The 18,157-nt window shown below is 69.4% G+C and carries 14 protein-coding genes; 7 read left to right on the top strand and 7 right to left on the bottom strand.

Going from position 1 to position 18,157, the window contains the following annotated elements; genetic code table 11:
• Positions 1-132 precede the first annotated feature (132 nt).
• Positions 133-3,123 carry an alpha-mannosidase gene (locus ACFWH5_RS07015; RefSeq protein WP_378833255.1) on the bottom strand — a complete coding sequence of 997 codons (2,991 nt, stop codon included), beginning with the start codon at positions 3,121-3,123 and terminating at the stop codon, positions 133-135.
• A gap of 82 nt (positions 3,124-3,205) precedes the next feature.
• Between ACFWH5_RS07015 and ACFWH5_RS07020 the strand changes: the two genes are divergently transcribed.
• Entirely contained in the window at positions 3,206-4,231 is a 1,026-nt protein-coding gene (locus ACFWH5_RS07020) for a LacI family DNA-binding transcriptional regulator (protein WP_378833257.1), read from the top strand.
• Positions 4,232-4,247: 16 nt separating this feature from the next.
• On the opposite strand, the gene ACFWH5_RS07025 is transcribed toward ACFWH5_RS07020, so the two are convergent.
• Positions 4,248-5,552, bottom strand: a complete 1,305-nt coding sequence (locus ACFWH5_RS07025) for a glycosyl hydrolase (protein WP_378833259.1) — start codon at positions 5,550-5,552, stop codon at positions 4,248-4,250.
• 151 nt (positions 5,553-5,703) lie between these two features.
• Between ACFWH5_RS07025 and ACFWH5_RS07030 the strand changes: the two genes are divergently transcribed.
• From ACFWH5_RS07030 to ACFWH5_RS07050, 5 genes are read left to right on the top strand one after another with little or no spacing between them, the layout of a single operon-like run.
• Complete coding sequence (locus tag ACFWH5_RS07030; protein ID WP_378833261.1) at positions 5,704-7,005, top strand: ABC transporter substrate-binding protein; 1,302 nt, start codon at positions 5,704-5,706, stop codon at positions 7,003-7,005.
• Positions 7,006-7,040: 35 nt separating this feature from the next.
• Complete coding sequence (locus tag ACFWH5_RS07035; protein WP_378833263.1) at positions 7,041-7,928, top strand: carbohydrate ABC transporter permease; 888 nt, start codon at positions 7,041-7,043, stop codon at positions 7,926-7,928.
• Positions 7,928-8,848 carry a carbohydrate ABC transporter permease gene (locus tag ACFWH5_RS07040; protein WP_378833265.1) on the top strand — a complete coding sequence of 307 codons (921 nt, stop codon included), beginning with the start codon at positions 7,928-7,930 and terminating at the stop codon, positions 8,846-8,848. Before ACFWH5_RS07035 ends, ACFWH5_RS07040 begins: the two co-directional genes overlap by 1 nt.
• The gene (locus ACFWH5_RS07045) at positions 8,845-12,015 is read left to right on the top strand and encodes a glycoside hydrolase domain-containing protein (protein WP_378833267.1); all 3,171 of its coding nucleotides are present in this window, start codon (positions 8,845-8,847) and stop codon (positions 12,013-12,015) included. Before ACFWH5_RS07040 ends, ACFWH5_RS07045 begins: the two co-directional genes overlap by 4 nt.
• Positions 12,016-12,062: 47 nt before the next feature.
• Positions 12,063-13,271, top strand: a complete 1,209-nt coding sequence (locus ACFWH5_RS07050; RefSeq protein ID WP_378833269.1) for an endo-beta-N-acetylglucosaminidase H — start codon at positions 12,063-12,065, stop codon at positions 13,269-13,271.
• 94 nt (positions 13,272-13,365) lie between these two features.
• Here ACFWH5_RS07050 and ACFWH5_RS07055 read toward each other — a convergent pair whose 3' ends face one another.
• From ACFWH5_RS07055 to ACFWH5_RS07075, 5 genes are all read right to left on the bottom strand, one after another.
• Entirely contained in the window at positions 13,366-13,788 is a 423-nt protein-coding gene (locus ACFWH5_RS07055) for a DUF1801 domain-containing protein (RefSeq protein WP_378833271.1), read from the bottom strand.
• On the bottom strand, positions 13,785-14,360 hold the full coding sequence (locus tag ACFWH5_RS07060) for an HhH-GPD-type base excision DNA repair protein (RefSeq protein WP_378833273.1): 576 nt from the start codon (positions 14,358-14,360) through the stop codon (positions 13,785-13,787). Before ACFWH5_RS07060 ends, ACFWH5_RS07055 begins: the two co-directional genes overlap by 4 nt.
• A gap of 146 nt (positions 14,361-14,506) precedes the next feature.
• A complete protein-coding gene (locus ACFWH5_RS07065) occupies positions 14,507-14,989 on the bottom strand; it encodes an NUDIX domain-containing protein (RefSeq protein ID WP_378833275.1) in 483 nt (160 codons plus the stop codon).
• 277 nt (positions 14,990-15,266) lie between these two features.
• A complete protein-coding gene (gene arr, locus ACFWH5_RS07070; protein WP_378833276.1) occupies positions 15,267-15,689 on the bottom strand; it encodes an NAD(+)--rifampin ADP-ribosyltransferase in 423 nt (140 codons plus the stop codon).
• A 49-nt stretch (positions 15,690-15,738) separates the two neighbouring features.
• Positions 15,739-17,019, bottom strand: coding sequence for a glutamyl-tRNA reductase (locus ACFWH5_RS07075; protein WP_378833279.1), 1,281 nt, complete (start codon positions 17,017-17,019; stop codon positions 15,739-15,741).
• Positions 17,020-17,118: 99 nt separating this feature from the next.
• Between ACFWH5_RS07075 and hemE the strand changes: the two genes are divergently transcribed.
• Entirely contained in the window at positions 17,119-18,129 is a 1,011-nt protein-coding gene (gene hemE, locus ACFWH5_RS07080) for a uroporphyrinogen decarboxylase (RefSeq protein ID WP_378833281.1), read from the top strand.
• Positions 18,130-18,157 lie beyond the last annotated feature (28 nt).

Here is an 18,157-nt window from a genome sequence, read left to right on the forward strand (position 1 = left end):
GATCGCCGTTGACCCACTTCGGGAGGCACGACCATGGCGGGCTGAGAACAGCGCAGTCACCGAGAGCAGGACGGATGCGCGGCATCCGTCCTGCTCTCGGTGTTCGTTCTTCGTGCGGGACCCCTCGCGACGTCAGCCGCGCGCGATGCGCAGCGTGCGCACTTCGAACGGCTTGAGCGAGATCTCGCCGCCGGTGCGCGCGTCGTCGAGCTCGTCCTCGATGAGCGAGACCTCGCGGATGCCGGAGTGCTCGAATCCGACCGACAGCTCACCCCGGGTGCGGCGCCCGAGCGATTCGTACACGCGGACGATCACGTCGCCGGAGTGGTCGTCGGCGAGCTTCACGCTCGACACCACGATGCCCGAACCGGTGACGGAGACGAGCGGCTCCACCTCGTTCGCCCCGCGCACGACGGTCGGTAGTGCGTTGAGCCTGATGCCCTCGGCCGTGGCGATCGCGGCGTCCGCCCCCACGACGAGACCCACCTCGATCTCGTGCGGTCCGTGGTCGGTGTCGGGGTCGGGGAAGCGCGGAGCGCGCAGCAGCGACAGGCGGATGGTGGTGGTGACGTCGTCGCCGTCCGCATCGCGGGTGGTGTCGTAGCCGTAGATCGAGTCGTTCACGAGCGCGACGCCGAAGCCGTCGTCCTCCTGCGCCAGCACGAAACGGTGCATCGAGGTCTCGAACTTCGCCGCCTCCCAGCTGGTGTTCACGTGCGTGACCCGGCGCTGGAAGCCGAACTGCGTCTCGGCGAGCGTCTCGCGGGCGAACACGTCGAGCGGGAACGCCAGCTTGAGCAGCTTCTCGGTCTCGTGCCAGTCGATGTTGTTGCGCAGCAGCACCGTGCGCGAGCCGGGCTGCAGCACGATCGTCTGCTCGATCGCCGACTGCGAGAACTCCCGCTTCACGACGACGGTCGCGGCGTCGCCCTCGAGGGAGGCGGTGATCGAGGAAGCCGCGGTCAGGTCGTCCACGCGATTGCGGTAGTAGCGGTCGATGTCCCACGCGTCCCACATGTTCGGGAAGTCCTGGTGCAGCTGGAACAGGTTCGCGGTCTTCCCCGCCGGGATCGCCTCGCGACCGGTGGACTTGTCGACCGCCGAGACGATGAGGCCTTCGGAGGAGACCAGCACCGAGATGAGGTCGTTCTCCAGACGGAAGCCTCCGGCCTCCTCGGCAAGGCCGGAGGATGCGGTGGAGCGCTCGATCTCGCTCGCCCCGAGCGCCCTTCCGCCCCCGACCGATGTCGGCGTGAAGACGAGCTCCCGGTCGCCGTCGCCGGCGAGCGCCTGCATCGCGGCATCCGTGATCGTGCGAGCATCCGACAGCACGTCTCCGAGCACGTCGACTGCCTCACGATGCACCCACGCGATCGACGTGCCGGGAAGGATGTCGTGGAACTCGTGCAGCAGCACCAGCTGCCAGAGCCGGTCGAGCTCCTCGTGCGGATACGACGCGCCCAGCCGCACGGATGCCGTCGCCGCCCACAGCTCGGCCTCGATGAGCGCCTGCTCCGCCCAGCGGTGCAGCGCCTTGGTGGCGTGCTGGCTGGTGAGGGTGCCGCGGTGCAGCTCGAGGTAGAGCTCGCCCACCCAGACGGCGGGATCGGTCAGCTCGGCGCGGGCGTCGGCGAAGAAGTCATCGGGATGCTTCCACTCCACCTTCGCGGAGCCCTCGAGGTCCGCCATCCGCGCCGCGCGGCCGGTCATCTCGCGCGTGGTGCCGCCGCCGCCGTCGCCCCAGCCGACCGGGGCGAGCGACATGGTCGCAACCCGGTTCTCCTTGAACTGGCGGCTGGCCTTCGCGACCTCCATGCCGCTCAGCTGCGAGTTGTACGTGTCCATCGGCGGGAAGTGGGTGAACATCCGCGAGCCGTCGATCCCCTCCCACAGGAAGCTGTGATGGGGGAAGACGTTGCGCTGGTTCCAGGAGATCTTCTGCGTGAAGAACCACTCGAACCCTGCCCGGCGCATCAGCTGCGGCAGGGCGGGGGAGTAGCCGAAGCTGTCGGGCAGCCACACGCCCTTCGAGCGGATGCCGAACTCGCGCTCGAAGAAGCGCTGGCCGTGCGAGAACTGGCGCACCAGCGACTCGCCGGTGGGCATGACGGTGTCGGACTCGACCCACATTCCGCCCAGGGGCAGGAAGCGGCCGGCGGCGACGGCATCCTTCACCCGCGCGAACACCTCGGGGCGGTGCTCCTTGATCCAGGCGTACTGCTGGGCGCTCGACATGCCGTACAGGAACTCGGGCTGCTCGTCGATGAGCGTCGCCATCGACGACGTGGTGCGGGCGACCTTGCGGATCGTCTCGCGCACCGGCCACAGCCAGGCGGAGTCGATGTGCGCGTGACCGACCGCCGCGATGCGGTGGGCGCTGGCGTCGGCGGGCGAGGCGAGCACCTCGGCGAGCTCGGCGCGCGCGTCGGATGCGGTCTCGACGATGCGCTGCAGATCGAGCGCGTCGAGTGCGTTGTCGAGTGCCTGCAGGATGCGCATGCGGCGGGGGCTGGTCTCGGGCAGCTCGGCCTGCAGCTCGACCAGGACGTCGAGGTCGAGCGACAGCTCGAACACCTCCGGCTCGAACACCGCCAGGTCCATGTGCCGCACGCGGTACAGCGGCTCGGGCGACGAGGTGCGGATGTCGCCCTCCTGCGTGGGCAGGAAGGGGTGGTAGTCGAGCAGCACGGGGTTCGATGCGCCCTCGAGGTAGAACTCGACTGAACCGTCGGCATCGACCTCGATCGGCAGCCACTGATTGCGTGGATTGAGACTCTTGATCGGCGTGCCGTCGGGGCGGTACGCGAGCGCCTCGCACTGGAAACCGGTCATGTTCACGTCGAAGCCGAGGTCGATGAGCGCCTCGACCTTGCGGCCGGCCCACTCCGTGGGCACCACCCCGCGCACCCGGAACCAGGTCGTGCCCCAAGCGGGCCCCCACATGCTGCCGGCGGCGAACGGCTCGAAGTCCAGCGCCAGGCCCTCGGCAGGGGTGATCGGCTCGCCGGGGAGCTGGTGCGCCTCGATCTCGAGCGGCCTGCGGGCGGAATGGATCGCCGGCCGGACGCGCTCGGTGAGAACGCGGTTCACGCGGCCGACGGTGAGCGAGGTCTCTTCGTGCACGGGCAGTGCTCCTTCGCAGTGGGAGAATGTCAGCGACCGTCCGAGGGGTACGGCGGCTAAAACGATCTAGTACGGTGAGTCTATGTCACGGGCCAAGCGTGTCACCATCGCGGACATCGCGCGACAGGCGGGGGTCTCGCCCGGCGCGGTGTCCTTCGCGCTGAACGGGCGGCCAGGGGTGAGTGAGGAGACACGCCGGCGCATCCTCGCGATCGCCGACGAGCACGAGTGGCGTCCGAGCTCCACGGCTCGTGCGCTGGTCGGCGCACGCGCCGGTGTGGTGGGGTTCGCCGTCAACCGCCCGGCGCGCACGCTCGGTGCGGAGGCGTTCTTCACCGACCTCATCGCGGGGGCGCAGTCGTCGCTGGCCGAGCATCGCATGGGTCTGCAGCTGGTGGTCGTCCAGTCGATCGCCGATGAGATCGCGACCTACCGCCGCTGGCGCAGCGCCAACCAGGTCGACGGCGTGATCGTGCTCGACCCGCGCGAGGGCGACCCCAGGCCCGAGGTCCTGCGCTCGCTCGGTCTGCCGGCCGTCGTGATCGGCGGCCGCCCGTCCAGCGATGACGATCCGGCCACGATCTGGCTCGACGACGCGCAGGCGGCCGAGACGATGTTCGGGTACATCGCGGGCCTCGGTCACCGGCGCGTGGTGTACATCTCGGGTCCGGCGGAGTACGAGCACGCCCGGCTGCGCTCCGGGGTGCTCACGGCCATGGCCGATCGCGACGTGGTGGGCGAGACGATCGCCACCGACTACTCGCCGATCGAGGTCTCGTCCGTGATGCGGTCGCTGCTGAGCCGCCGCGAGCGGCCGACGGCCGTCGTCTTCGACAACGACACCATGGCGATCGCCGGCTTGCGCGTGACGCAGGAGATGGGCGTGTCGGTGCCAGGTGAGCTCTCGCTGGCATCCTTCGACGACTCCGTCGTGACCGGGCTGATGCACCCGTCGATCACCTGCCTCACCCGAGACACCTTCGGGCTCGGCGAGCAGGCCGCGGCCTTCCTGCTCGAGCAGATCGACGCCGCGGAGATCCTGTCGGACCGCACGGGACCGCGCCCCGTGCTCACCGTGCGCGAGAGCACGGGTCGCCCGAAGGCGTGATCGCGGCGGGTCGCGATCAGTCGACGACGGTGTTGTTCGACGAGTAGACCGCGACGCCCTGAGACAGGTCGGGGCGCACGAGCTCGGTGATCCCGCGCGCGGCCAGGGCGGCCGGGTCCGCGGCATCCGCAGAGGTGACGAACGTCGCATCCACGCCGTCCGCGCACGCCGTGACCCACGCCTCGAAGATCGGGCCGCCCGGCGCGAGGGCACCGCGACTGACGGGGGTGTCATCCTCGTCGACCTCGATGACGATGCCGAGCTCGCGCTTCGGCACGTCGCGCCGGACGCGCAGCTCGGGGACGATCTCGGCGAATCGCCGGCCGATCGGCTTGGCCGCGCCGGACTGGTCGATCAGCCCGAGGGAGTACTCCAGTTCGGGGAAGTCGGCGAGCGTCCGGCTGACGTCGTGCGAGCACCACCACGTGACGCCCCACAGGTTCGCGGTGCGCGTCGCATGGCGCACCGTCGCCTCGAGGAACCCGGGCGTCTCGTCCGGCGTCAGGCAGTTCGACGGAGCGCCCACCTCCTGCAGCCAGGTGCGCCGCTGCGGATCCACGGCGAAGGCGCGCGACACCTCGATCATGTACTCGGCGTGGCGATCGGATGCCGCGGACCGGCCTCCGTACCGCTGCGCGGTGCCGTTGAAGATCCAGGAGTGCACGGTGGTCATCGCCCCGAGCCGCGCGGCGTGGGCGGGTGTGAAGCCGTGTCCGTCGAGATACCAGGCGGCGTCGTACTCGCTGTGCACGTGCTCCTGGTCGGGCGCGGACGCATCGGCCGCGTCGAGCAGGGTGGTGATCCAGTGCGCCGCCTCGGCGGTGGTCACCGGCCACGGTGAGGGGTGCACGGATGCCGAGAACTGGTTGGTCTCGTTGCCCGTCGTGAACCCCAGGAAGTTCTTCGTCTCGCCGAGGGCCTCGCCGAGGCGCTCGACGAGGGCGACCTGGCCGCTGAGCGCGTCGGGGTGGGTGAACATGTTCTTGTCATGCCAGGTGTACAGCCACGACGGCATGAAGTCGAAGCTCGACAGATGACCTTGGATGACGTCGACGCTGACGTCCAGCCCGAACTCGGCGCCCACGTCGACGACGGCGCGCACGTCGGCCACCGCCTCGGCGCGGATCAGGGTGCGGTTGGGCTGCAGCAGCGGCCACAGCGGAAAGATCCGCACGTGGTCGAGGCCGAGCTCGGCCAGGCCGGCGAAGTCGCGTCGCACGTCGTCGAGGTCGAGCGACATCCAGGAGTGCATCCAGTCCGTCGCCGGGGTGTAGTTCGCCCCGAAGCGCAGCGGTGCGCCGGCGGAGAAGGTCGCAGACATCGCAGTCCTTTCTGGACCCGGATCGTTCGTGCTCGATGGATTCGGTGCTGGACGAGGGTGCGTCCGTGTGTAATGCTATGGTCACTATAACGGTTTAGCGATGCGGCCTCCACACGAAGCGCATCCCGGACCCCTTCGAAGGAGAACGTCCATGAAGATCCGATCGACTCTCGCCCTCGGCGTTGCCGCGGCGACGGCCCTGGCCCTGACCGGCTGCACGGGCGGCACGGCCGGAGGCGGCGGCGACGCCGGCCCGGTCGACACTTCCGGCGAACTCAGCGGCACCATCCAGTTCCAGACCTGGTCGCTGAAGAACGAGAAGTTCACGCCGTACTTCGAAGACCTCATCGCGGCCTTCGAAGAGGAGCACCCCGATGTGACGGTCGACTGGATCGACCAGCCGGGTGATGGCTACCAGGACAAGATCCTCAGCCAGGCGAACTCGAACACCCTGCCCGACGTGCTCAACCTCCCGCCGGACATCGCCTTCCCGCTCGTGCAGGCCGGCAAGCTGCTCGACCTCGACAAGGCCGACCCGGCGCTCAAGGACATGTACAACGCCGGCGGCTGGGACGCCTACAGCGACTACAGCGGCGTGGAAGGCACGTACGGGCTGCCGTGGTACCTCGGCAGCGATGCGTCATGGTGGAACCTCGCCGCGCTGCAGCCCTACGGCATCACCGAGGACAACCTGCCGAGCACGACGGACGAGTGGCTCGACGCCGCCGAGAAGGTCGCCACCGACTCCGACGGAAAGGTGCAGCTCGTCTCGTCGATGCCCGGTCTCGACACGTTCGTCGCCGCGGGACTGCCCGTCATGGACGCCGACGGCACGTTCGCCTTCAACACCGCCGAAGCCGAGGCGATCGTGCAGAAGTACGCCGACGCCTACGCGGCCGGCGCCATGCCCGCCGAGGCGCTCACCGGCAGCTATGCCGGCAATGCCGAGATGTTCCTGCAGGGCAAGGTCGCCTACACCACCGGCGGGCCCGGCTTCGCCGGCGACCTGCGCACGAAGGCGCCGACCCTGGCCGACACCAGCGTCGCCACTGCCCGCCCCGGCACGCCGCCGCTGTTCGTGCAGGGCATCAACATCTCGAACGACTCGGACAACAAGGAGGCCGCGCTCGCCTTCGCGAAGTTCCTCACGAACGAGGAGAACCAGGTCGAGTTCGCCATCCTCACCGGCGGCGGGTTCGCGCCCGGCACGGCCGGCGGGGCCGACGAGGTCGTTTCGGCCGTCCAGGCCGACCTCGAGCCGGCGCAGGCCGACGCGATGGCTCTGATGTTCGAATCGCTGCCGAAGGCCAAGGCCACACCGTTCCAGTGGACGGGTGACATGTCGACGTACCTCAACCAGCAGATCGCACTCGCGATCAAGGGCGACATGACCCCGAAGGACGCGCTCGACAAGATCGTCGACTACGCGAACCAGAACCGCATCGACCAGTGAGCACGAGAACACCAGCACCCGCGAGGAGGCGCACGATGAGATCCCATCGATGGTTCACACCCTGGCTGCTCGTCGGGCCCGCCGTCGTCTGGGTGCTGGTGTTCTCGCTCTGGCCGTTCCTGAACACCGTCGTTCTGAGTTTCACCGATGCGCGGCCACTGCGCGCGGTGCAGCCCGTCGGGTTCGCCCAGTACGAGCGGCTGCTGCAGGACGAGCAGTTCGGCTACGCCCTGATCACCTGCCTCATCTACGTGGTCGTGTGCGTGCCGCTGCTGACGATCCTGCCGCTGCTGCTGGCGCTTCTGGTCGAGAAGAACGTGCCCGGCATCGCGGTGTTCCGCACCACCTTCTACTTCCCGGTGATCGCCTCGGTCGTGGTGGTCGCCCTGATCTGGAGCTGGCTGTTCGACAGCCGCGGCGTCATCAACGAGGCCCTGCAGTGGATGGGTCTGACCGACAAGCCCGTCGCGTTCCTCGTCGACCGCTGGTGGCTGCTCGCCTGCGCGATCCTGCTCACGGTCTGGAAGGGCCTGGGCTACTACATGGTCGTGTACCTCGCGGCGCTCGGCAACGTCGGCAAGGAGCTGCACGAGGCGGCCATGCTCGACGGCGCCGGCAGCTTCCGCCGTTTCCTCAGCGTCACCATCCCCAGCGTGCGCGGCGCGATGCTGCTCATCTCGGTGCTCATCGCCGTCTCGGCGATGCGCGTGTTCACCGAGCTCGACATCCTCTCCAACGGCACCGGCGGGCCAGGCGGTTATGACATGTCGATCGTGATGCTCATCCGCCGGGTCGGTTCCGGCCTGAACGGCAATCTCGGCTACGCGGCGGCGATCAGTGTGGCGTTGTTCCTTCTGACGCTGCTGCCGCTGATCGTGATCGCGTTCATGAACCGCGAGAAGAAGACGACGGAGGTGCGCTGATGAGCGTCGACACGCGCCCGGCGACCGCCGAGGAAACGCCGCAGCGCATCCGCAGCGAGCGCAGCTTCCGCCGCAGCGGATCCGGCGACTTCGGCAAACCGACGCTCGCCGGCCTGATCATGCGGTACGCGCTGATGATCTTGGTGATGCTCCTGGTGATCGGACCCTTCGTCTGGCAGCTGTCGACGTCGTTCAAGGGGCCGCTGGACGACCTGTACATCTTTCCGCCGAACATCATCCCGGTCGATCCGACGCTGGAGAACTACAGCAAGGTCACCGACATCGTGCCGGTGTACACCTACGCCTGGCACTCGCTGCTCGTCGCCGTCGGCCAAGTGCTGTCGAACGTGATCCTGTCGGTCTTCGCCGGCTACGCATTGGCGCTGATGAAGTTCCGCGGCAAGTTCGTCGTGCTCGGCATCCTGCTGTCGACGATGCTGCTGCCCGGTGAGGTGACCATCACCGCGAACCTCCTCACGATCAACTCGCTGGGCCTGGCCAACACGCTGTGGGGCGTCTACCTTCCCGGTGCGATCTCGGCGATGAACGCCCTGCTCATCGCCACGGCGTGCCGCATGATCCCCAAGGACGTCATCGATGCGGCGACCGTCGACGGCGCGACGACGTGGCAGCGCATCCGGCACATCGTGTGGCCGAACGTGCGCGGCATGGCCAGCGTGGTGGCGATCTTCACGTTCATCGGCGCGTGGGATGACTACCTGTGGCCGCTGATGGTTCTCACGGACCCCGCGAACTACACGCTGACCGTGGGAATGGCCTACCTGAACGGCAACTTCTCGCCCGACCCGCGCATGATCGCCGCGGGCACCATGGTGGCCCTCATCCCCATCATCGTGCTGTTCTCGGTGATGCAGCGGTTCTTCTTCAACGGCGTGCAAGAGGGTGCGGTCAAGGGATGATCCCTGCCGAGCTGCGGCCGGCGGCCGGCCCGGCCGACCCGCCCTCGTCGCGTCCGCACGCGGGCGTGCTCGGAGGGCCGGTGCACGCGTTCCGGTTCGACCCGGCCGGCGGAGAGCAGCGGATGCCGATCCCCGAGCTCGACGACGTCGCGGTCACCCCCGAGACGGTCGTGCACTGGGCGTTCTACGCCGACGGGCCCGCGGCCGTGCACGCGCCGCATGCGGCTCTCGCCGTGACGATCGACGTGGTCTTCGACGACGGCTCGAGGCTGAGCGCCGAGCCCCGCGTGCGCGACCGTTACGGGTTCGCGATGACCCCGGCCGCACAGTTCGAGGCGGCGTGGTCGATGCCGGAGCAGTGGAACGCCGACTCGGTCTCGCTCCGACCGTGGGCCGGGCGCAGAGCGAGCGTCGAGATCGTGCTCGGAGGCGACAGCCTCGCCGGCGGCGACCCGGCGGAGGGCTTCGTCGAGGTGGTCCTCGGCACACGTGTGAATGCCGCCTTCGCCCGGGGCGCGACGGATGCCGTGCGTCCCACGCCGGTCGAACGCGTCGACACGCGACGCGGCAGCCACTCCGGCGACCGCTTCTCGCGCGGCAACACGATCCCCATCACGGCCGTGCCGCACGGATTCTGCTTCCTCACGCCGGCGACGGACCCCGGGAACACCCGATGGCCGTACCGCTGGTCGGTGCACGACGACGAACACGGCCGTCCGCTGGCGGCGCTTCAGTTCTCGCACCAGCCCAGCCCGTGGATCGGCGACCGCGGCGTGCTGCAGGTGCGACCGGTTCTCGGCGGCCCTGCGACGCCCCGGATCGTCCCCGCCACCGAGTACGCGCGCCCGCACGTCTACGCGGCCGGCCTGCGCGACGGCGGGTTGCACGCGGGGGCGCAGGTGGAGATGACGGCGACGTCGCACGGCGGCGCCTTCCGGATCGCGTCGCAGGCCGCATCCGACCCCGTCGCCTTCTCGATCGGATCGCCAGACGGCGAGGGTCGCGTCACCTTCCATGGCGACGGCGCCTTCGACGGCTGGACGCCGGAAGGCACTGCCGACTGGGGCAACCCTCCGCGCGCGTACTTCGCCGGCATCGTGCTCGGCGAGGCCCGAGTGGACGAGCAGACCGTACGCGCGAACGGCGTCGTCGAGGTGCGCATCGCGCAATCGTTCCTGTCCGTGGAACAGGCGCGTCGTTCGCTGGCGCAGGAGCTGCCGGCGTCGCTCGCGTTCGACGACCTGCGCGATGCGCTGCGCGACGAATGGAACCGACGTCTTTGCGTCGTCGAACTGCCCGAACCGGATGCCGCGGAGCAGCCGTGGCGGGCGCTCGCCGACGACGAGGCGCGCACGCAGATCGCGAGTGCGCTGTACCGGCTGCACCTCTATCCGAACACGTCGGCCGAGAACGTCGGCACGGTCGAAGACCCGCATCTGCGGTTCGCCGACCCGATGGCCACCGCCGCGCCGCACGGCGACGAGTTCACCGGCGCCCCCGTCGCGGACGGCGAGCTGTTCGTCAACAACGGCTACTGGGACACGTATCGCACGGTGTGGCCGGCACTGGCTCTTTTCGACGCAGAGGGCTGCGGCCGCATGCTCGACGGCATGCTGCAGCAGGCGCGCCGCGGCGGTTGGATGGCGCGGTGGAGCGCCCCGGGCTACGTGGACTCCATGGTCGGCACCTCGAGCGACCAGATCTTCGCGGACGCTGAGCGGTGGGGCGTGCGCTTCGACGAGCGCGCGGCATTCGACCCGGCGTGGCGCAACGCCTGCGAGCCCAGCGCGGATCCGCGCAAGGGACGCAAGGGCATCGCGCGTGGCCGGTTCGCCGGGTACGTCTCGAGCGATGTGCCGGAGGGGATGAGCTGGAGCCTCGAGAACGCGATATCGGATGCCGCCATCGCCCGCTTCGCCGAACGGCTGGCCGCAAAGGGCGACGATGCGGCCCGCTTCACGGTCTACGCACGGTACTTCGGCAACCGGGCCCTGTCGTACCGCGCCCTGTTCGACCCGGCACGGGCCTTCTTCCGCGGAAAGGACGTCGCCGGCCGGTTCTCGGACACGTTCGACCCGCGCGTGTGGGGTGGAGACAACGTCGAGACGAACGGCTGGGGCATGTCGGTCAGCGCCGTGCACGACGGTGCCGGCCTCGCCGCGCTGCACGGGGGGCCGGCGGCACTGCGGGCGCATCTCGATCGGCTGTTCGCCGAACCCGAGACCGCCGACGTCGCGTTCGCGGGCGGCTACGGCGTCGTGATCCACGAGCAGCGTGAGGCGCGAGCGCAGCGTAGCGGCATGTGCGCGCTGTCGAATCAGCCGGCGCACCACATCCCCTGGATGCACGTGCACGGCGACCGTCCGTGGCGCGCCGGAGCGCTGGTGCACGGTCTTGCCGGCCGGCTCTTCGCCGGAGCGATGATCGGCCAGGGCTTCCCCGGTGACGAGGACAACGGCGAGATGAGCATGTGGTGGCTGTGGGCCGCCCTCGGGCTCTACCCGCTCGAGCTCGCATCGGGCGAGCTGCGCATCGGGTCGCCTCTCTTCGACGACATCCGCGTGCGCCGCGCAGGGGGCGGCACCCTGCGCGTGCGGGCTCACCGACCGCATCCGCACGCCCGCCACCTCGTGTCGGCCGCACTGAACGGCACGCCGCTCGATCGTGCCGTGCTGCCGATCGACGCCCTGCACGGCGACGTCGAGCTGGCCCTCGCGTTCACCGCCGACGAGGCGGAGGCCGCCGCGAGCCCGCTGTGGGCGGCAGCGGAACCCGCCGCTGCGTGGCATCCCGACCTCACCGCGGCCGGAGGGGGTCCGCTCGACCCGGCCCACGCGGTGCTCTTCGACGACGGTGCCGCGACGCATACGGCGGTGTCCGCCGCATCGGCCGGCTGGATGTTCGACCGCCCGCACCGCGTGACCGACGTCACGATCACCGCGGCGTGCAACGCCCCGGACGACGCGGTCGCGTGGCAGGCGAGCGATGACGGCGAGACGTGGCGCGACGTGGCGACGACGCACCGTGAGCCGCTCATCGCCGACCGCACCACGCCGTTCCAGTTCGCCGTGCCCGTCACCGCGCGGATGCTGCGCGTGCGTGCCCGTTCGGCATCCGTGACACTGCGGCAACTCGAACTCTTCGACCTGGGCGACCCGACGCCCTGACTCGATGTCCCCTGGAAATGCGATGAAGCACGAACGAAAGGAATGACATGGACGAGTCCATCTCACGACGCCTCCGGAGGGGCGGAACGGCTGCGGTCGCGACGCTCGGCCTGGCGCTGGCCGCGCTGGCGGCGCCGGCCGCCGCATCCGCCGATGACGCCGCGACCGGCGACGAGCCGAAGCGCGTCGTCTATGTGGAGGTCAACAACCACGACCTCGCCAACGTCGCCGACTACACGCTCGAGGGGACGAACCGCCCCGTGTTCGATCTGGCGATGATCTTCGCAGCGAACATCAACTACGACGTCGAGCGCGGCGAGGCGTACCTGCACTTCAACGAGCGCGTCACCGAGACGCTGCAGAACGCCGAGACGCAGATCCGTCCGCTGCAGGAGCGCGGCACGAAGGTGCTGCTGTCGGTGCTCGGCAACCACCAGGGCGCGGGATTCGCGAACTTCACCTCCCGCGAGAGCGCGGGCGCGTTCGCCGATCAGCTCGCGGATGCCGTGGAGACGTACGGACTGGACGGCATCGACTTCGACGACGAGTGGTCGAAGTACGGCACCAACGGCACCCCGCAGCCGAACAGCACCTCGTTCGCCTACCTGCTCGATGAACTGCGCGATCGCCTCGGACCCGACAAGCTGATCACGCTCTACAACATCGGTCCGACGTACGACCTCACCGATTGGGAGGCCACCGGCGCGGCCGAGAACCTCGACTACTCGTGGAACCCGTACTACGGCAGCTGGAACCCGCCGCAGGTGCCGGGCATGACCAAGGCGCAGTTCGGCGCCGCGGCGGTGGATCTGACGCAGACGAGCCAGAGCCGCGCGGTCGAGCTCGCGCAGCGCACCGTCGACGAGGGGTTAGGCGTCTACGTCACCTACAACCTCACCGCCGCGGATCACTCCGCTTACCTGTCGGCCATCACCGAGGAGCTCACCGGTCACGCCACCGCGTACCGTGCGCCCTGGTACGACGTCGATGTGTCCGCAGAGGCGACGTGCGCCGGGGGCGACGTCAAGCTGAAAGTGCGCATCGACAGCCACGATGATGCGAGCCTGGACGTCGATGTCGTGTCGTCCCTGGGCGGCCGGTCGCTCCACGGAATCCTCGAGGGCGACAGCCGCGTGGTCGTGCAGCACGCCAAAGGCGCGGCTACGGCTGACGGCGGGTTCGCGGTGAGCGTGGACGGCCCGCACGGCGTGCTCGAACTCGTGGAGTCGTACGCCGTGCCTGCCTGCGGTCGATGAGCTGATCCCGGCGGATGCGGAGGCACTCCCGCCCCCGCATCCGCCGGGCGATACACCGGCGGCGAACTTCTGTCTGCTCTGTCTAGCCGACCCGTCAGCCCTCGACGGTGATCTGCGCGTAGCCGTCGCCGCCGGCCTCAGTCCAGGAGAGCACGTCCTCGAGGATGGGGCGGAGCACGTCGAGGTCGACCTTCGCGAGATCCTTGATGTAGAGGCATCCCTTGCCGACGGTGTGCGGACCGAGCCGGGCGAGCGCGTCGCCATGCCGCTCGGTGCTGTCGAGGTAGAGCGTCGACGCGGCCTTGCGCGGGGCGAAAGCCAGCACGGGCATATCGCCCTCGGTGCCGGTCGGGTAGCGGTAGTGGCAGCTGCCGAAGCCGATGATGCTGCCCCACAGCTCGGGCTCACGTCCGGAGATCTCCTGCAGCAGGGCGGTCAGCGTCTCGGCATCCCGTCGCCGCGGCGCCGGCGTGACGTCGGCGATGAACGCGGCGACGCTGCCCCCTGTGGGCTTCACTTCGTCCCCTGTTTGGCCGCGGCCTTCATCGCCTTCTTGTGCTCGCGCACCTTGGTGAGCGATTCGGGCGAGACGATGTCGGCGACGCTGCGGAACGAGCCCTCCTGGCCGTAGTCGCCGGCTGCCTCGCGCCATCCGGCGCCGGTGAAGCCGTACTGCTTGCCGAGCAGGGCGAGGAAGATCTTCGCCTTCTGCTCGCCGAAGCCCGGCAGGCTCTTCAGCCTTCTGAGCACCTCAGGGCCGTCAGGATCGCCGTCGGTCCACAGCGCGGCGGCGTCGCCGCCCCAGTCGTCGACGATCGTCTGGCACAGTGTCTGCACCCGGGTCGCCATGGAGCCGGGGAAGCGGTGCACGGACGGCGTCTGTTTGAAGGCTTCGAGGAAGGCGTCGGGGTCCATGCCGGCGATGGATGCGGCGTCCGCGGCGCCGGTGCGCTGCTCGATCTTGAGGGGGCCGGCGAATGCGGTCTCCATCGGCACCTGCTGGTCGAGCAGCATCCCCACCAGCAGGGCCAGCGGGTTGTGGGTGAGCAGGTCGTCGGCGGCGGTGTCTCCGGTGATGTGAAGGGCCATCTGACCAGTCTGGCACCGCGACGGCGGGAGAACAGGATGATGCGGGATCAGAAGTGCACCTCCCGGGTGGTGCGGAGCAGCGTTTTTGATCCGGCACTGTGGTCGGGATGCGGGCGAGCAGGGCGATGCTTTCGACACACGCAGTCTCAGTGCCGGAGCCGGTCGACGACGGCCACGGAGACGGGACGTCCATCAGCGGGGCGACGGCGTTCAAGGTCCAGGGCAATGTCGACCACGACGGCGCGGTCCAGGTCGACCACATCCTCCTCAGGCAACCACCGGGCTTCGTCGGTGCTTCCGTCATCCTCATTCACGAGTGTGCCGCCGACAATGTCGACGATGTAGTACACGCCGACGGCGTGCAGCTCGGCCCCACCCGGTATTCCCCAGTCGACATCGTTCACGCGAGAGCCCACACCCAAGAGCGTCTTCACGGACGCGTCATAGCCGGTCTCCTCATGTATTTCCCGCACCACGGCGTCTACAGGGTCCTCGCCGTGCTCCAGCTTTCCTCCGGGCAACGTCCACCACTTGCGACCTGTCTGCGGGTCGACGTAACGGACCAGAAGGATCTGCCCCTCGCGCCTGATCAGGCCGTACGCACTGATCTTGAATCGAGTTTCTTTCATACGTGCAGCATGGCCTTTCCGGGTGTCGGACTCACCTATGAGAGAACGTCTCCGGTGACGTGAAGGGCCATCTGACCAGTCTGGCACCGCGACGGCGGGAGAACAGGTGATGCGGGATCAGAAACGCACCTCCCGGCTGGTGCGGAGCAGCATTTTTGATCTAGCACCGTGGTCGGGATGCGGGCGAGAGGGCGATGCTCTCGATCACATGCTGGTCAAGCTGGGGCAGACGCAGCGGGTTCGCGATCTCGGGTTCGGGTGACAGGCGGGGCAGCCCTTAGTTGATGATCTCGCCCCGGCCGTTCTCGCGCATCGCCGCCAGGGTGTCACGCCAGGTCTGCAGCGCCTCCGGCGTCAGGCGGGTCCAGTCGTGCGCCTCTTCGACGACCCGCAGCGGATGACGGCTGCGGTACGAGCGGGTCGGATTGCCGGGGAACTTCTTGTCGGTGACGTTGGGGTCGTTCTCGAACTCGCCGGTCGGCTCGACGAGGTAGACATGCGGCTCGCTGTCGCCCGAGCCGAGCTCGGCCGCGAGCTCGGCGGCGAGACCTGCGCCATCGCGAAGGGCGGTGAAGTAGATGTGGTTCATCGTGATCTCGGGCCGGTAGTTGGACGAGAACCCGGCTCTGAGAAGCTCGCCGGGCTGCAGCGCCGCGGCCGTGCCGTGGAAGAAGGGGCCGTCGTCGAGAAGGTCGCTCATCGCCCCAGTCTCGCGCACGGGAGGGCTCCTCAGGAGCGGATGCCGCGGCTCAGGCGGTCGCCTGCTCCTCAGCCTCGTCGGCATCCGGCGTGAGACCGTACAGCGTCGACAGGGCCGAGATGAACTCGTCGGCCCGACCGTCGGCGGCGAGCTCGTGCGCGCGCACCGTCGGAGTGTGCAGCAGCACGCCGGCGAGGTGGCGCATCGCCTGCTCGACCGAGCCATCGGCGTCGCCGCGGCGGCGTGCGCGCGCGATCTCGTCCTCCAGCAGTCCGAAGATGTGCGTGCGAAGCGCGACCACCGCAGGGGTGACGCTCTGCCGCGAGCCTGCGAGGTGGAAGCTGTCGGCCGCTTCGCGCACGACGGTGCGAGCGGCATCCGTGGCCTGCAGCTCTTCGAGCGGCGCGTGCAGGCGGATGGTCTCGAGATCCAGCAGCGCGACGCCCTCGAGCTGTGCGACGGCGGGGTCGACGTTGCGCGGCATCCCGAGGTCGATGACGAGCTGCGACGAGACGTGGTTCACGGGGCAGCCGGCCACGGCCGCGCGCTCCGGGCGCTGCAGCTGCTCCGCGCCGAGCACCGGTTCGGTCGCGGTGGTGCACGTGATGAGCAGCGACGAACGCTGCGCGACCGTCGCGTAGTCGGCCGCCGAGACGGGACGGATGCCGTGCTTCTTGGCGAACAGCTCCGCGCGGCCCGAGGGGGAGTACACCGAGATGTCGACGGCGCCGCGCTCGCGCAGCGTGGCGAGGGTCACGGCGGCGTAGTTGCCGGTTCCGACGAGCAGCACGCGCTCGGTCGACCAGTCGGCGATGCGGCTGTCGGCGAGTTCGAGCGAGAGTCGCACCAGTGAGCGGCCGGCGCGGTGCAGCGCGGTGACGTTCTTCACCTTGCGCTGCGCCTGGCTGGCGCGCTGGAACAGGCGCTCGAGCTCAGGGGAGGTGGTGCCCTGCTTGCGCGCGCCCTTGAGCGCGCTGCGAACCTGACCGGCGATCTCGCCCTCGCCCGAGACGACCGACTCGAGGCCCGAGGCGACGGCGAAGAGGTGCTCGGCGACGCGTCGCCCGTTCACGACCTGGTGAGAGCTCTCGAGATCCTCGGAGGGGATGCCTGTGGCCTGCGCGACGGCCTCCACGACCGCCTCCGCACCGAACTCATCGGCGTCGTCCGCCTCGACGTAGGCTTCGAAGCGGTTGCAGGTGGCGAGGACGACTGCTCCCTGCGCACCGGCTTCGATCAGGGTCGGGGCGACGGTTTCGGGGTGGCGGCTGAGGCGTTCGAGCAGGTCGAAGGAGGCGGTCTTGTGACTCGCCGTGACGCAGAGCAGCACCCCTCCAGGGTACGCCTCGAGACTATGAGAGTCATCTGAGGGCTGCCTTACCAGCTGCGGGCCGGGAGATCCATAGCCAGCCGGTGCGAGGATTGCGGCATGAGTGATCTGCTGCGCGCGCTCGCGGGCGAGAAGACCGAGCGCACCCCCGTCTGGTTCATGCGTCAGGCGGGCCGGTCGCTGCCCGAGTACCGCGAGCTGCGAGTCGGCACCCGGATGCTCGATGCATGCCTCACCCCCGACCTCGCGGCCGAGATCACGCTGCAGCCGGTGCGCCGTCACACGGTGGATGCCGCCGTGTTCTTCAGCGACATCGTCATCCCGCTGCGCCTGGCCGGCGTCGAGGTGGAGATCGAGCCCGGCCGCGGCCCGGTGTTTGCTGACCCCGTGCGCACCGCCGAGGACGTCGCCCGCGTCACCGCGATCGACCCGGCCGACCTCGACGGCACCGCGATCGCCGAGGCTGTGCGTATCACGACCGCTGAGCTCGGCGCCACCCCGCTGATCGGCTTCGCAGGCGCCCCGTTCACGCTCGCCGCGTACCTCGTAGAGGGCGGCCCGTCGAAGGAGCACCTGCGCGCCCGCGCCATGATGCACGCTGACCCCGACTCGTGGAACCGCCTCGCCGGATGGCTGTCGCGTATCTCGCGCCGCTTCCTGGAGATCCAGCGCGATGCCGGAGCATCCGTCGTGCAGCTCTTCGACTCGTGGGCGGGCTCGCTCAGCCCCGACGACTACCGCGCCTTCGTCGCTCCGCACTCGCGCGCGGCGCTCGACGGGATCGGGCTGCCCAGCATCCATTTCGGCGTCGGCACCGGCCCTTTCCTGGCCGACATGCGTCTCGACGGGGTCGCGGATGCCGTGGGCGTCGACTGGCGGATGCCGCTCGACGAGGCGATCCGCATCGTCGGGGACGACGTCGCCGTGCAGGGCAACATCGACCCTGCACTGCTGCAGGCCCCGTGGCCGGTACTCGAGGCCCACGTGCGCGACGTGATCGAGCGCGGGCGCGGCGCCAAGGGCCACATCCTCAACCTCGGTCACGGCGTTCCCCCCGAGACCGACCCCGATCAGCTCACGCGCATCGTCGAGCTCGCGCACGGGGTCTGAGTCGCGTCCGCTCGGTCTCGCGAGCCAG

Source organism: Microbacterium sp. NPDC058345 (assembly GCF_042723855.1).
GTDB lineage: Bacteria > Actinomycetota > Actinomycetes > Actinomycetales > Microbacteriaceae > Microbacterium.

Excerpts from the sequence above, each read along its gene's own strand:
- ACFWH5_RS07045 (WP_378833267.1), top strand. The coding sequence starts at position 8,845 with ATGATCCCTGCCGAGCTGCGGCCGGCGGCCGGCCCGGCCGACCCGCCC.
- ACFWH5_RS07065 (WP_378833275.1), bottom strand. The coding sequence starts at position 14,989 with ATGAAAGAAACTCGATTCAAGATCAGTGCGTACGGCCTGATCAGGCGC.
- ACFWH5_RS07050 (WP_378833269.1), top strand. The coding sequence starts at position 12,063 with ATGGACGAGTCCATCTCACGACGCCTCCGGAGGGGCGGAACGGCTGCG.
- hemE (WP_378833281.1), top strand. The coding sequence starts at position 17,119 with ATGAGTGATCTGCTGCGCGCGCTCGCGGGCGAGAAGACCGAGCGCACC.
- ACFWH5_RS07035 (WP_378833263.1), top strand. The coding sequence starts at position 7,041 with ATGAGATCCCATCGATGGTTCACACCCTGGCTGCTCGTCGGGCCCGCC.
- ACFWH5_RS07040 (WP_378833265.1), top strand. The coding sequence starts at position 7,928 with ATGAGCGTCGACACGCGCCCGGCGACCGCCGAGGAAACGCCGCAGCGC.
- ACFWH5_RS07030 (WP_378833261.1), top strand. The coding sequence starts at position 5,704 with ATGAAGATCCGATCGACTCTCGCCCTCGGCGTTGCCGCGGCGACGGCC.
- ACFWH5_RS07060 (WP_378833273.1), bottom strand. The coding sequence starts at position 14,360 with ATGGCCCTTCACATCACCGGAGACACCGCCGCCGACGACCTGCTCACC.
- ACFWH5_RS07025 (WP_378833259.1), bottom strand. The coding sequence starts at position 5,552 with ATGTCTGCGACCTTCTCCGCCGGCGCACCGCTGCGCTTCGGGGCGAAC.
- ACFWH5_RS07020 (WP_378833257.1), top strand. The coding sequence starts at position 3,206 with ATGTCACGGGCCAAGCGTGTCACCATCGCGGACATCGCGCGACAGGCG.
- arr (WP_378833276.1), bottom strand. The coding sequence starts at position 15,689 with ATGAGCGACCTTCTCGACGACGGCCCCTTCTTCCACGGCACGGCCGCG.